10 protein-coding genes are annotated in these 13780 nt (G+C 69.3%); 5 read left to right on the top strand and 5 right to left on the bottom strand.

Annotated features, from left to right (window positions below; genetic code table 11):
- Positions 1 to 78 precede the first annotated feature (78 nt).
- Positions 79 to 1203, top strand: coding sequence for a CapA family protein (locus ACWGIC_RS08045; protein WP_452075165.1), 1125 nt, complete (start codon positions 79 to 81; stop codon positions 1201 to 1203).
- 145 nt (positions 1204 to 1348) lie between these two features.
- On the opposite strand, the gene ACWGIC_RS08040 is transcribed toward ACWGIC_RS08045, so the two are convergent.
- Positions 1349 to 2371: a family 2 encapsulin nanocompartment cargo protein polyprenyl transferase gene (locus ACWGIC_RS08040; RefSeq protein WP_452075164.1), complete on the bottom strand. Its 1023-nt coding sequence runs from the start codon at positions 2369 to 2371 to the stop codon at positions 1349 to 1351.
- A 526-nt stretch (positions 2372 to 2897) separates the two neighbouring features.
- Here ACWGIC_RS08040 and ACWGIC_RS08035 point away from each other — a divergent pair.
- From ACWGIC_RS08035 to ACWGIC_RS08025, 3 genes are all read left to right on the top strand, one after another.
- Positions 2898 to 3659 (top strand): bestrophin-like domain, encoded by a 762-nt coding sequence (locus ACWGIC_RS08035; RefSeq protein WP_452075163.1) that lies wholly within the window; start codon positions 2898 to 2900, stop codon positions 3657 to 3659.
- Between the two features lie 3 nt (positions 3660 to 3662).
- A complete protein-coding gene (locus tag ACWGIC_RS08030; RefSeq protein ID WP_452075162.1) occupies positions 3663 to 4979 on the top strand; it encodes a DUF6923 family protein in 1317 nt (438 codons plus the stop codon).
- 89 nt (positions 4980 to 5068) lie between these two features.
- Positions 5069 to 6637, top strand: a complete 1569-nt coding sequence (locus ACWGIC_RS08025; protein WP_452075161.1) for an esterase-like activity of phytase family protein — start codon at positions 5069 to 5071, stop codon at positions 6635 to 6637.
- A 15-nt stretch (positions 6638 to 6652) separates the two neighbouring features.
- Here the strand turns inward: ACWGIC_RS08025 and ACWGIC_RS08020 are convergent, their stop codons facing one another.
- Together ACWGIC_RS08020 and ACWGIC_RS08015 are read right to left on the bottom strand one after the other, a co-directional pair.
- Positions 6653 to 7666 carry an autoinducer 2 ABC transporter substrate-binding protein gene (locus tag ACWGIC_RS08020; RefSeq protein ID WP_452075160.1) on the bottom strand — a complete coding sequence of 338 codons (1014 nt, stop codon included), beginning with the start codon at positions 7664 to 7666 and terminating at the stop codon, positions 6653 to 6655.
- 98 nt (positions 7667 to 7764) lie between these two features.
- Positions 7765 to 9231, bottom strand: coding sequence for an alpha/beta hydrolase (locus ACWGIC_RS08015; protein ID WP_452075159.1), 1467 nt, complete (start codon positions 9229 to 9231; stop codon positions 7765 to 7767).
- A 97-nt stretch (positions 9232 to 9328) separates the two neighbouring features.
- On the opposite strand from ACWGIC_RS08015, the gene ACWGIC_RS08010 reads away from it, so the two are divergent.
- Complete coding sequence (locus tag ACWGIC_RS08010) at positions 9329 to 9787, top strand: DUF4396 domain-containing protein (RefSeq protein ID WP_452075158.1); 459 nt, start codon at positions 9329 to 9331, stop codon at positions 9785 to 9787.
- Between the two features lie 3 nt (positions 9788 to 9790).
- On the opposite strand, the gene ACWGIC_RS08005 is transcribed toward ACWGIC_RS08010, so the two are convergent.
- A complete protein-coding gene (locus tag ACWGIC_RS08005; RefSeq protein ID WP_452075157.1) occupies positions 9791 to 10492 on the bottom strand; it encodes a hypothetical protein in 702 nt (233 codons plus the stop codon).
- Between the two features lie 139 nt (positions 10493 to 10631).
- A complete protein-coding gene (locus ACWGIC_RS08000) occupies positions 10632 to 13508 on the bottom strand; it encodes an AfsR/SARP family transcriptional regulator (RefSeq protein ID WP_452075156.1) in 2877 nt (958 codons plus the stop codon).
- Positions 13509 to 13780: the final 272 nt, after the last annotated feature.

Here is a 13780-nt window from a genome sequence, read left to right as displayed (position 1 = left end):
GCATTTCGCCTGGTCACGACCGGGTGTTAACCCACAAGAGTGATGCGGAAGGATGTGCCGGGCAGTCGGGCAAAGGGGATGATGATGACGAACATGCGCCGCGCCGCCGCCCTCGCCGGGGTCGCGTTGATGTTGACGGCGTGTGGGAGCGAAGCCGCCCCGCAACGGTCCTCGGCCGGGCCGTCGTCGTCAGCGGCGGCCGCTTCGCCGGATTCGTTCACCGTGGTGGCGACCGGGGACGTGCTGATCCACCCGCGGCTCACCGAACAGGCCGAGGCGGACGGCGGCGGGAAGATCGACTACCGGCAGCTGTTCGCCGGGGTCAAACCGCTCGTGTCCGGCGCGGATCTGGGGATCTGCCATCTCGAAACGCCGCTCGCGCCGGAAGGCGGGCCCTACAGCGGGTATCCGTCGTTCAGCGCGCCGCCGGAGATCGCGGACGCGTTGAAGGACACCGGTTACGACACCTGCTCCACCGCGTCGAACCACACGCTCGACCAGGGCGCGGCGGGCGTCCAGCGCACGCTGGACAAGCTCGATCAGACCGGGTTGAAGCACACCGGCTCCGCGCGTTCGGCCGAGGAGGCGGGGAAACCGCTGATCCTGGACGTGCACGGGGTGAAGGTCGCGCAGCTGTCGTACGCGTTCGGGTTCAACGGGATCAAGCGTCCGGCCGGGAAACCTTGGCTGGCCAACGAAATCGACCCGGACGAGATCCTCTCCGCGGCGCGCGCGGCGAAGGCGGCCGGGGCGGAGGTCGTGATCGCGAGCCTCCACTGGGGCGTCGAGTACAAGCACGACGTGACGGCTGAGCAGAAGCAGCTGGCGCAGAAGCTGACGGCGTCGCCGGATCTCGACCTGATCGTCGGGCATCACGCGCACGTCGTGCAGCCGTTCCAGAAGGTCGGCGGGAAGTGGGTCGCGTTCGGGCTCGGCAATGAGGTCGCGCGGCACGACGAACCTCGCGGGTCCACTGAGGAAGGAGTCGCGGCCCGGTTCCGGTTCAGCCGGGCTGGCAGGAAGTGGGCGGTGGACAAGGCCGAGTATGTGCCGACGCTGATCGACCTCGGGCCGCCGATCCGGTTGCGCGACCTCACGACCGGATCGCCTACGCAGCGCGGGAAGGAAGCGCTCGCGAATACCGACGAGGTGGTGCTTTCTCGTGGGGCTGGGGACGAAGGGCTGAGTCGTCCGGGGCGGTGACGGTGTGTTCGGCACGGTGTCTGGGGCGATCGCCCGGGATGCCGCGGAGGTTCGGTGCGGTGTCAGGGCGATTGCCCGGATCGCTGAGATGGCCGGGGCTGGAGCTGTCTTAAACCGGTACCAGGGCGATCGCCCGGGGCAGTGGTCAGTGGTCCCGGCGGGTGATGAGCTGGGCCAGTGCGGTCAGCTCGGCCGTCGGACGCGGGGCGGGGTTGGCGGCGGTCAACGTGGTCAACGCGTCGGTGAGCAGTTCGTCCGCCTGGGCGTGACTCCAGGCCCGGCCACCGGCTTCGTCGACCAGCGACGCGGCTTTGGCGAGACAGTCGTCCGGCAGTGCTTGCCGGTACAGCATCGCCAGCTCCTGTCCGGCCGACGTGCCTGAGGTGAGCGCCGCGACCACCGGCAGCGACTTCTTGCGGCTGCGCAGGTCCGAGTACACCGGCTTCCCGGTGACCGCCGGGTCGCCCCAGATGCCGAGCAGGTCGTCGACGTGCTGGAAGGCCAAGCCCAGTGAGCGGCCGAAGCGGCCGAAGCGTTCGACGTGCTCGCCGCGGCCTCCGACCACCAGCACTCCGAGCGTGCAGGCCGCGCTCAGCAGCGCCGCCGTTTTGCCTTGCGCCATCCGCACGCATTCCGCCACCTCGACGTTCGTCCGCTGTTCGAACGCCAGGTCCTCGTGCTGGCCGTGCAGCAGGTCCAGCACCGCGGTGCTCAGCAGTCGCGCCGCGGACGGGCCGTCCGCGGACAGCACGTCGAAGGCGAGGGCCAGCAGGGAGTCCCCGGCCAGCACCGCTTGCCCGGTGCCGAATACGGTCCACGCGGTGGGGCGGTGCCGCCGAGTGCGGTCGCCGTCCATCACGTCGTCGTGCAGCAGCGAGAAGTTGTGCGCCAGTTCGACGGCCACCGCGGCCGGGACCGCGTCCTCCGGATCGCCGCCGCAGGCTTCCGCGCACAGCAGCACCAGCGCCGGGCGCAGCGCTTTGCCGCCGGACGCGCTCGTCGCCGCGCCCGTCTCGTCCCACCAGCCGAGGTGGTAGCCGGCGATCCGGCGCATCGACACCGGCAGCCGGTCCACCGCCGCCCGCATCGCCGGCTCCCACCGGCTCCGGCTCCAGTCCAGCACCTCGGCCACGGAGCGGGGCCCGGTGCGCGCGTCGACCGTCGTCATCGTCCCACCGCTTCCCGGTGCGGCGCGGCGGCCGAAGTGGACAGTGCGGCGGGGTCGGTGACGGTCACTGCGAAACCACCTAACGTCGAAAACACCCGGGAACACGAAGAGACAGTGTTTTTCCGGGAGTGGGCAAGGAATGCGAATCGAAAAGCGGCGCCGCGCATCAACATAGCAAGTGTGATCACTCCGACAATCACTCGATCGGGTAGCCGAAATCCGGTTCACCTGTTTGCCGAAGATCCTTTGTGGACCCCGCCGGGGCTGTTGTCGGATCGACAACCAGGAACGCGTCACCGTGGGTCTGCTGTCGTAACCCGGTCGTGCGCGCGTGACCGATATCCGAGCCATTTACTGTGCGGAGCAAGGGCAAAAGGGGGAACGCGTATCTGGCCCGCTGCTCCGATCCGGCGAACCGCGGCGGCGCCGGACGGCCACCCGGCTGAATCGCGCGTTCTGCCGTTGTCCGTTCCGGAATCGGCTGGATAGCGTCGGCCAGCGTATTTATCCGCGCGAAAGGAACCGGATGAACGTCTACGTGACCGGGGTGTTCTGGGTCGTCGGCGCGGCGATCGCGGCCGCGGTGATCGGCTATCTCGTCCGGCGCTTCGGCTGGGACGAGGGCCGCCGCGACAACAACGACGCCGCGGGCCAGGTGTTCACCATCGTCGGCGGGCTGCACGCGGTGCTGGTCGCGTTCGTGCTGATCTCGCTCTTCGACGCCGTCACGGCCACGCGCGAGGGTTCCTACACCGAGGCCGAAGGTCTGGTCGCGGCCACCTGGTCGGCTCAGGCGCTGCCCGGGGACACCGGCGATCAGGTGCGCCGGCTCGCCGTCGCGTACGCGACGACGGTGTCGAAACAGGAGTGGCCCCGGCTCGTCGACGACGGACCGGTGCCGGACACCGGCTGGACCCAGCTCGACCAGATGCGCCGAGTGGTCGCCGACGCGCAGGCCATCGACGACTGGACGAACGACCGGAAAAAAGACGCCGCCGCCCAGCTCTGGCAGGTCTACCAGGCCCGCCAGACCCGGCTCACCGGCGCGGAAACCGACGGCATCGGCTCGGTCATGTGGTTCGCGCTCATCCTCGGCAGCGTGATCTCGATTCTGCTGCCGAACCTCTTCGGCGGCACCAGGATGGCCGCGCACCTGGTGCTCGTGTCGACGCTGGCCGGCACGATCGTCCTGCTGCTCTATGCGATTTACCAGTTGCAGAACCCTTATGCCGGAGGCGCGAACGTGCGTCCGGACGCGTTCACCACGGCGATCTCGCGGCTCGGCTGACCGGTGCGAGGTTCCCGGTACCTGACTGTGGCGGCGACCGCGGCCGCGGTCGCCGGGCTGCTCGTCGCGACCGGCTGGCTGGCCCCCGCCCGGCAGCGCGCGGCCGCGACGTCCTGCCGGGTGCTGCAGGTCGAAAGCCGCCACGGGTGGTCGTCCGACATCGTGCGGTTGACCTTGCCCTCCGGCGCGCGACATCTGTTGCACCACAGTACTTTCGCGCTGAACGCCATCGCGTACTCGGCCGCCCAGGACGTGACGTACGGCGTCGCCGACGGCCGCTTCCACGACGGCTGGCACACGGTGCGGATCGACTCAGACGGCGAACTGACCGACCTCGGCCCGGTCGGCCGCGACACCCACCACGGCGTGTGGAGCTGGGTGACCGGCGCGACGGCCGGGGCGATGTCCGGCGATTCCTGGTACGTGAAGCGGGGAACCAGTCTGTACACAGTGGACGTCGACCCGCGCAGCTCCGGCTATCTCACCGCGACCGGGCCGGTGCTGCTGCACCCGTGGTGGCTCGCTTCGGGGGTCGACGATTTCGCGTACAACCCGGAAGACGGTCTGCTGTATGGGGTTTCGTCCACTGGCGAGGGTGCTGTGGTCACGGTGAACCCGGTGAGCGGCAAGGTCGCGAGGGTGCCGGGGGAGCAGTTCCCGGAGGCGACCTACGGTTCGGTCGTGTTCGGGCCGGACCACAAGCTCTACGCGACAGCGAATTGGATCGACGGGCGAAGCGTGACGTACCGGCTGGACGGCGGGACCGCGGTCGAGGTGAGCACCGGGCCTCCGCTGGCGATGTCCGACGGTGCGGGGTGTTTGGCGGAACCCCCTCCGCCACCTCCACCTCCACCCCCGCCGCCTCCGTCGACTTCGGCACCGCCGTCGACTTCGGCACCGCCGTCGTCCTCGGCTTCCCCGACGCCTTCTCCCACTCCTTCTCCCACTCCCTCCCCGACGCATTCCCCGACGCCGTCGTCCTCGGCGAGCCCTGGCCCCACGCCGTCTTCAACCCAGCCGTCCCCGTCCTCGACGCCACCGTCGCCCACGCCGTCGTCGACCCAGCCGAATCCGGTCCTGCCCACTCCGCCCCCGTCGTCACCGTCTCAACCACGCGACGAGATCATCCAGCCCATCCCGATGCCTCAACCCCCGCCTCCATCGCGGGCCGCCCCGGTGAAGGCAATCAAAAAGCCGCCCCAGAAACATGGGACCAGAGCGCGCACCAACGTCAAAAAGCAGCGGCGCTGGGGCGTCGCGGCGATCCTGCTGATCGTCGGAGGAGGCGCTGTAGCGGCTCGTGCACGGCGCGCTCGTTAACGCGGCAGTCGTCTCGATGACGGACGTTGTCCAACTCGGCCGTCGAGACTCCCCCGGGCGTCGGAGAGACGCCAGAGGAGGAGAAGCCGATGAAACGCGTGAAGATCGGGCTGGTCGCCGGGGCGCTAGTGCTGCCGCTGGCCGCCGCGGGCCCGGCCGAGGCCAAGGGACAGCGCCCGGACGACCATTACCGGGTGCGGGCCGGGCACACGCTGCAGGTGCGCGGCGACGCTCAGCGCAACGGCGCGGTGGTGCGGCACACCGACCCCGGGCACGGCGCGCTGACCATCGGCCCGGACGGATCGTTCCGCTACACGCCGTCCGCCGGGTTCACCGGGCGCGACACGTTCACCTACACCGTCAGCGACGCCGTCCGGCTGTACCCGACGGATTTGCCGCCGCTCGACACCATCGGCGGCGTCAAGATCACCGGCGGCGCCTACGGTTCCGCGCTGACTCCGGTGCCGGGTTCGCGCGACGAGTTCTACGGCCTAACCGACCGCGGCCCGAACGTCGACACGCCGGACGGGGCCAAAGCGGAGCCGATCCCGTCGTTCACGCCCGCCATCGGCAAGTTCCGGCTCAAGGGCGGGAAAGCCGTGCTGGAGCGGAACATTCCGCTGCGCGCCAGCGACGGTTCGCCGTACAACGGCCAGGTCAGCACCTTGGCGGACACCGGCGAGACCATTGTGGACCTGGGCGGTGCGAAACTGCCCGCGTCGCCGAACGGCTACGACTCCGAAGGGCTGGTCGCCCAGCGCGACGGGACGTTCTGGGTGTCGGACGAGTACGGCCCGTTCATCACGCACTTCCGCGCCGACGGCCGCGCGATCGAGCGGCTCTCTCCGTTCGACGGTTCGCTGCCGAAGGAGCTGAAGAACCGCGTGCCGAACAAGGGCATGGAGGGACTCGCGGTCACGCCGGACGGCCGGACGCTCGTCGGCATCATGCAGTCCGCGTTGCAGCAGCCGGATCTCACGAAGAAGCCCAGCAAGGTCCCCGCGCTGCGGATCGTGACGGTTGACCTGAAGACCCGCGCCACGCACGAGTACGCCTACCTGCTCGACAACCCGGACGAGACCAGCACCGCGGTCTCCGAGATCACCGCGCTGTCGGCCACCCGGTTCCTCGTGGACGAGCGCGACGGCAAGGCCGAGCCTGGCGCGTACAAGAAGCTGTTCGAGGTCGACCTGAGCAAGGCGACCGACCTCGGCCCGGCGGCGAAGGTGCCGGGCGCGACCTACGACGCGGCCAAGGGCGGGCTGCTCGTCGACGGCGGGAAGAGCATCGAGGCGTACGTCGGCAAGGCCACCACTGCGGAGGCTGCCGCTGCTCTGGCGAAGGTCGGCGTGACGCCGGCGTCTAAGAAGCTGTTCCTCGACGTCGGCGGGCTGGTGACCGGACTGGACCCGAGCGGTGGCTTCTTCGGCCACGACAAGGTTGAGGGCGTCGCGACGACCGACGGCGGCCGTACCGTCGTGATCAGCAACGACAGCGACTTCGGCATCGACGGCGTCGCGAACTCGACGGCTCCGTACACCTTGCACGCTAAGACACAGCCGAACGGTCGTCAGGACGACGGCGAGTACCTGCAGGTGGACATGACCAAGCTGCCGGCGCGGACGCGCACGCTGACGGTGACCATTGATGTGCGCTGACGTGCGCTGAGGCCGTCAGTACTTGAACTGATCCACGTTGTTCTGCGTGATCAGCAGGGGATCGCCGAGCAGCACTGTCTGGGTGGCCGCGTCGTAGCGCACCGCGGGAAGCTCCGGGCTCACGTTGTTGCTGGGCCGCAGGGGGGTGCCGGTGGCGAGCTGCTCGGCGGTCCAGGCGGTGAGGTAGCCGAGGGATTCGACGTTCCACAGCACCGTCATGGAGCAGGAACCGTCGACCAGGTACGGCTTCATCGTCTGCGGCGTGCCGGTGCCGACGGTGAAGACCTGGCCGATCTTCTGCTGATCACGCACCGCCCGGGCGATGCCCGGCGTCGCCGTCGTGCACTGGCCGATCAGCCCGGTGAGCTTCGGATGCCGGTTGAGGATCTCCTTCGCCAGCTTCGTGGCGGTGGTGGTGTCCTCGTCGGCGTACACCGTCTCGACCAGCTTCGCTCGTGGATAGCGTTGTGCCGCATACGCTTTCTCGGCCTCGATCCACGAGTTGAGGTTCGCCGCCGCGCGCCCGCACGAGACGATCGCGTACTCGCCGGCCCCGCCGGTTTTCTTCATCAGCGAGTCGACCAGCGCGGTGCCGATGCCGTCGGCCGTCGTCTGGTTGACGAAGACCTCGCGCTGCGAATCCGCGGCGTCGGTGTCCGTGGTGAGCACGTGGATGCCCTTCGCCCGCGCCTCCGCGATCGTCGGGGCCAGCTCCGCCGGATCGTTCGGGGCCACCGCGATGACGTCCACGCGTTCGGCGATGAGCTGGCGCAGGATCGCGGTCTGCGCGGCTGGGTCGACCGTCGCCGGGGCGCGGGTGGACCATTTCGCGCCGAGCCGTTCGGCGGCCTGCATGCCGCCGGCGTTCATCGCGTCGAAGTACGGGATGCCGCCGATTTTCGGCACGAAGGCGATCTTCGCCGGCTCCGGAGCCGAGTCCGACAGGACTGGCGAGCAACTGGCCGCCACTGCCGCCGCGGTCGCCACGAGCGCCGCACCCAGCACGAGCGTTTTGGTCCGCCCTCGCATCCCCCACCGTTCCCCGGCTATGTGACCTGGCAGCCGAAGGTAGGGCCAGTGGCGGCAGGGGGTCAACCGAACGCGACCAAACGGTTACGCAAGCGAGTTCAACCACCGGACGGCGCAGTCCCCTTTCCGCCCGCTGGGCACGTTCCGTCCGGCGGAAGTTCGCCGGTCAGCAGGTAGTGCGCGGCCTTGTCGTCGATGCACGGGTTGGGCTCGTTGAGGTAGGCGGCGTGGTTGCCGCCGCCGTCGACGAGCAGGCTCGAACCGCGCAGCACCCGGCGCATCCGCTGCGCGCCGGCCAGCGGCGTCGCCGGGTCGTCTTTCCCTTGCAGCAGCAGGATCGGCGGCACGGGACCCGAGCCGATCCGGACCTCCGGCGACGGCGGGACCCGCCAGAACGCGCACGGCGCGCTGTACCAGCTGTTGAGCCAGGCGAACAGCGGCGCGGCGGTGGCCGACTTCGCGGTGTCCGCGTGCCAGGCCGCCCAGTCGCGCGGCCAGCCGGTGTCGGCGCAGTTGTAGGCCAGCTGGCCCGGATCGACCGCGTACTGGGCCTGTCCGGCCGCGACGTTCAGCCCGGCGGAATCCCCGCCGAGGTGGCTCGCGACCGCCTGCATCAGCGACGGCCAGGCCCAGTCGCCGTACATCGCGGACGCCAGCAGATCGTCCAATTCGGACACTCCGGTCTTGCCGCCCGCTGGTTGTGCCGCGAGCTTCTCGCGCAGTTCGTTCCACGAAGTTTTCACTGCCGCCGCGGTGGTGCCGAGGTGATACGTGCTGTCGCGCTCCGCGGTCCAGGCGAAGAGCTGTTCGGCGCGCGCCTGCAGGGCGGCGTTTTGCTGGAACTGCGTTTGATACGTGGTGACCGTGGGGTCGACGACGCTGTCCAGGATCATCCGGCCGGTGTGCGCCGGGAACAGCGTCGCGTATGTCGCGCCGAGTTTGGTGCCGTAGGAGTAGCCGAGGTAATCGATCTTGTCTTTGCCGAGCGCTGCGCGGATGCGGTCCATGTCGCGCGCCGCGTTCTCGGTGGTGAGGTGCGGAAGCAGGTCCTTCCCGTTCGCCGCGCACTGCGACGCGATCTGCCGGGCCAGGTCTTCGCGGTTTCGCTCCTGCGGGCGGTCGGCCGGGTGGTACGGCGACGCCGGATGCGGCGCGAGTTTCGAGGTGTCGCCGCACGAAACCGGTGTGCTCGCACCGATTCCGCGCGGATCGAAGCTGAACACCGCGTACTGCTGAGCGACGTCCTGCGGCAGCTGGCTGAACACGAGCTTCTCGGTACCGAGTCCGGACGCGCCCGGCCCGCCGGGGTTCACCAGCAGGAAGCGCGGCGAGCTGAGACTGCCCATGCCGGAGACGGTGAGGGTGATCTGCTCGCCGTCCGGTTTCGCGTAGTCGAGCGGCACCCGCAGGCTCGCGCACGACACCTGCCGCGGCGTTCCGGCCGGGCATTCGGCCCACTTGAGCGGCGACGATTGCGCGCTGGCTGCTGGAGCGCTGAGAAAGCTTGCGAGGAGAAGAACGAGGACGAAGGCGGCGGCGCACCGGCGCGCCGAGTTGATCACCACCCTTCCGGTTATACCGATTCGCCGGGCGCTCCGGGCGACCGTCATCACATCGGGCGACCTTGCGCGATTTATACCCCTTGGGGGTATAGTCGCCGGCATGAACGAACACCAGCACGGAGCGTCTTGGTCCACCGCCGCCCAGGCGACGCTGCACTGCCTCACCGGGTGTGCCATCGGCGAAGTGCTCGGCATGGTTCTCGGCACCGCGCTCGGCCTGCACAACGCGGCCACTGTGGTGCTGTCCATCGCGCTGGCGTTCGTTTTCGGCTACGCCCTCACCATGCGCGGCGTACTCAAGTCAGGCCTCGCGCTCGGTGCCGCCTTCAAGGTCGCGCTCGCCGCCGACACGGTGTCGATCGCGGTCATGGAGATCATCGACAACACTGTCGTCGTGGCCATTCCGGGCGCGATGGACGCCGGATTGTCGAGCGGCTTGTTCTGGCTGTCGCTGGCGTTGTCGCTCGCGATCGCTTTCGTGGTCACGGTTCCGGTCAACAAGTGGATGATCGGCCGCGGTCGCGGGCACGCCGTGGTGCATGCCCACCACCAGCACTGAGGTTCAGCAGGACGGCACGGCCGCATCGGCTCGGAGGTAGGCCTCGGACACATAGTGTCCGGGGCCGATCCGGTTCCAGCGCGTGGTGCCGTCCACCGGTTCGCCCAGCAAGGAACACTCGATCGGCACCTGAGCGGACTCGGCGGCCAATCCGGCTGGCGGCGCGTCGTTGTCCGCGGACGTGCGCACCACCAGCGGGGCCTCGCCGGTCACGATGCCGCTGGCCGGGGCGCTGCCGGTCCAGAGAAAAGTGACGTCCACATAGCTGTTGCCTTTAAGGCCGAGACCGTCCCAGAACGTGCCGTCAGCCAGGTCGAGACCGGCGGGGTTGCGCACGGTGCGGCCGCGCTCGTCCTTGCCGCCGTTGAAGCCGTTTTGGTACGCCGCTTGCGCTTCCGGCACGCCTTGCGGCAGCGAACCGAACTTCGCGCGACGGTCGGCGGGGTTCCAGTAGTCGTCGTGTTCGTTCCACGGCCCGACATCCCACACTGGCGCGTACTCGCAGCGCGTGCCGTCGGTGCGGCACACCCGGACCGTGAAGGTCCCTTTTCCCTTAGAGGAAACCGTTTTCGTGGAGGGGAGCGCCACGAAGTGGTCTCGTTCGGTGATCCGGTGCCCGCTCGAGGTGGTGCCTCCGACGAGCCCTTCGCGGGTCGCGTAGACGCGGTAGGTCAGCGGTCTTTCCAGGACTCTTCTGCCGTGCATCGGTGTGGCCGAGGCGGGCATTGGAGTCGACAAAGCGATAACTGCCAGGGTCAGAAGGACGTGACCAGCCGCTTTCCTGGTGTTCATCAGCGCATCGTGGCCCGGCGCGCGGGATTGGCCGCGCAACCGGGCCCGCGCGTCAGGCGGACACGATCCGGTGCGGTCCGGTTTTGCGCGGCCGGGCGTCGACCGGGGCGTCAACGGACAGCTCCCGGCGGATGGCCCTGGCGCGCTCGACGTAGCTGCGGGACCGTTCGGGCTGGCTGAGCGCGGAGTGCAGTTCGCCGAGCAGCTGGGAGACATGGGCTTCGGAACGGCGGTCGCCGTTGCGGCGGTGCACGCTCAGCGAGTTGACCAGCAGCAGCTGCGCGTGCGCGAGATCGCCGCTGTCCAGGCACAGCTCGCCGAGATTCTGGTTCGCATAGCCGACGCAGTGGTCGTCTCCGAGATCGGTGAACACGCCGATGGCGCGCGTGACGTGTTCGCGGGCTTCGGCGAGGTTGCCCTCGCGCTGGTGCAGGAGTCCGAGTCGTTGCAGCGCATGGGCTTCCCGATGCCGGTCGCCGATTTCGCAGGACAGCTCCAGCGCGTCGGTGTACCAGCGGCGGGCCGTCGCGTAACACTTGCGCGCGACCCAGATCGAGCCGATGGCGATCCGGATTACCGCTTCGCCGTGCGGGTCGCCTGCTTCGCCGAACAGCCGTAGTGCTTCGTGGCAAGGTTCGAGGGCGCGATCGGTTTGGCCTTGCATCCGCAGCACGGTGCCGAGGCCGGCGTGTGCTTCGCCGAGGCCTTGCTGGTCGCCGATGCGCTGGTACAGCTCCCGCGCGGCCTCGAAGGCGACCATCGCGTCCGCGTCGTTGTCCTGGTACAGCAGGACTTGGCCGAGGTTGCGCTGGACGACCGCCTCGCCGCGGATCGCCCCTGCGCGGCGCGCTGCTTCCAGGGCGATCAAGTGGGTGGCGTGCCAGTCGTCTTGGTGGCCGCGGAGGTCGAAGTACGGGGTGAGGGCCACGGTGAGCCGCCAGGTCAGGTCGTCGAACCCGCGTTCGGCGGCCAGCCCGACAGCGGCGACGCAGGTGGCGCGTTCGGCGGCGAACCAGGCGGCCGGGTCGGTCAGCAGGCGGTCCGCTTCCGCTGGCAGGGGCAGGCCGGTGTCGTCGTGGTGCTGGCCGAAGAAGTGGATCGGCATTCGTTCGGCGGCTTCTACCGCCAGCGCCAGATATCCCTCTAGGACGTGGCTGATCGCGGCGCGGGTTTCTTCGGGCTCGGCCAGTTCGGCGGCGTACACGCGCAGGAGGTCGTGCAGGCGGTAGCGCGGTTGACCCGCGACGTCGGTGGCGACTAGTTCCACCAGGTGTGCGTCTACGAGCACGTCAAGGACGTCTTCGGCGGAGGCGCGGCCAAGGACGGCGGCGACCGCCCAGGCCGGGAACTGCACCGGACCCAGCGTGCCCAGCCGGCGGAAGGCCGCGGCGGCGGACATGGGCAGGAGGTCGTAGCTCAGGGTCACGCTCGCGCGGACGGCCAGGTCGCCGACGCGCAGCTCGTCCAGCCGGCGGTGCTCGTCGTGGAGACGGTCGGCGAGGATGCGCAGCGACCAGGTCGGCCGGTGGGTGAGCTTGGCTCCGGCTACGCGGATCGCCAGCGGCAGATGGCCGCACTGGCGCAGGATCGCCGCGGCGTCCTCGGGTTCGGCGGCCACTCGCTCGTAGCCGACGATTCCTTCCAGCAGCCGGGCGGCTTCCGGCTCGGGCAGCAGGTCGACGTCCACCGGGACCGCGCCGGCCAGGTCTGGCAGGCGGATCCGGCTGGTGACCAGCACCGCGCACGCGCCCGCACCGGGGAGAAGCGGGCGTACTTGGGCGGCGCTGCCCGCATCGTCGAGGACGACGCACATCCGGCGTTCGGCGAGTTGGGAACGCAGCAGTGCGGCGCGTTCTGCCAGGTCCCGGGGGAGGCCGGAATCCGGAATGCCCAAGGCGCGCAGGAGTTCGGCCAGGACGCTCATGGGCGAGCGCGGGGACGACGAGGTTCCGGCCAAGTCCACATGCAACTGTCCGTCTGGGAAAACGGTGCGGACTGCGTGCGCTACCCGTACGGCGATTGAGGATTTGCCGATGCCGGGTGCGCCGGACAGGACGGCGACCGTCGGGCGTTCTGCTTCAGCGTGCTGGCGGAGCTTGGTGACCAGACGCTTGATTACCTCGCTGCGGCCGGTGAAATCCGGCAGGTCGAGGGGGAGCTGGCAGATGGGCGGGACTTTGGCGCAGGGGACTTCGAGGGTGGTGCGGAGTTCGCGGAGTGCTGCGCCGGGGCGAGCGGAAAGTTCGTCGGCGAGGGTTTGTTCGACGAGTTCGTAGGCTTCCGCGGCTTCGGTGGTGCGGCCCGCGTCGCGGAGCGCGGTGATGAGGTGGTGCCAGAGTTCTTCACGCAACGGGTGTTCGGTGACCAGAGCGCGAAGTTCGGCGATGACCTCGTTGTGGCGGCCCAGGGTTAGCCGCGCGCGTAGGCGTTGTTCTTGTACTGCCAGGCGTAGTTCGTCGAGACGGGCGACTGTGGGGCCCCAGGTCGGGTCGTGGGGGAGGCCTTCGAGGACTTCGCCGCGCCAGAGGGCGTGGGCTTCGTCCAGCAGGGTCAGTGCGGTTTCGGGGTCGTCCTGGGTTTCCCAGGCTTGGGTGGCGAGGCGGGTGAAGACCAGATGGTCCAGTTCGTCTTCCGGGACGGTGAGGAGGTAGCCCGAGGCGCGGCTGGTGATGCGGTCGGCCAGGTCCGGGGAGATTTCGGCCAGACGTCTGCGGAGGGAGTGGACGTAGGTGCGGATGTTGGCGGCCGCGGAGCGCGGGGCGGTGGTCGGCCAGAGGACTTCGACCAGCGCTTCGGTGGAGACGACGATGTTCGGCTGGAGGGCCAGTGCGGCCAGCAGCAGCCGGGGCTTCGGGCCGCCCAGCGGTACGGCCCTGCCCTCGGCGATGACCTCCAGCGGCCCCAGGATCCGGAAGGTCAGCGAAATCAATTTACCCGCCTTGGCGGCAAGGTCCCCATGGTCGGCATGCTAGGAGCGTTTGCGCGCGTTAGCTAGATCCGGTTGGGGAGGAATACCCCATAAGGGGTGATATCGCGGGTGGATGTCACTGGGGGTTTGGCGGGGTGGGGTGAATTGTTTTCATGTGTTTCTTGGGGCGGGGGCGGCTCGTCGCCTGGCGGCGACATTGCAGCCGGTGGGTTGGGGGCACCCCGAAGCTGATTGTGCTGACGGTTCGGGGGTGCTTGTCAAGGCGGGAAAGA

The sequence above is a fragment of the Amycolatopsis sp. NPDC054798 genome, from assembly GCF_053611505.1.
The sequence above is the reverse complement of the archived record's forward strand: the minus strand, read 5'-3'. Positions and strand labels throughout refer to the sequence as shown.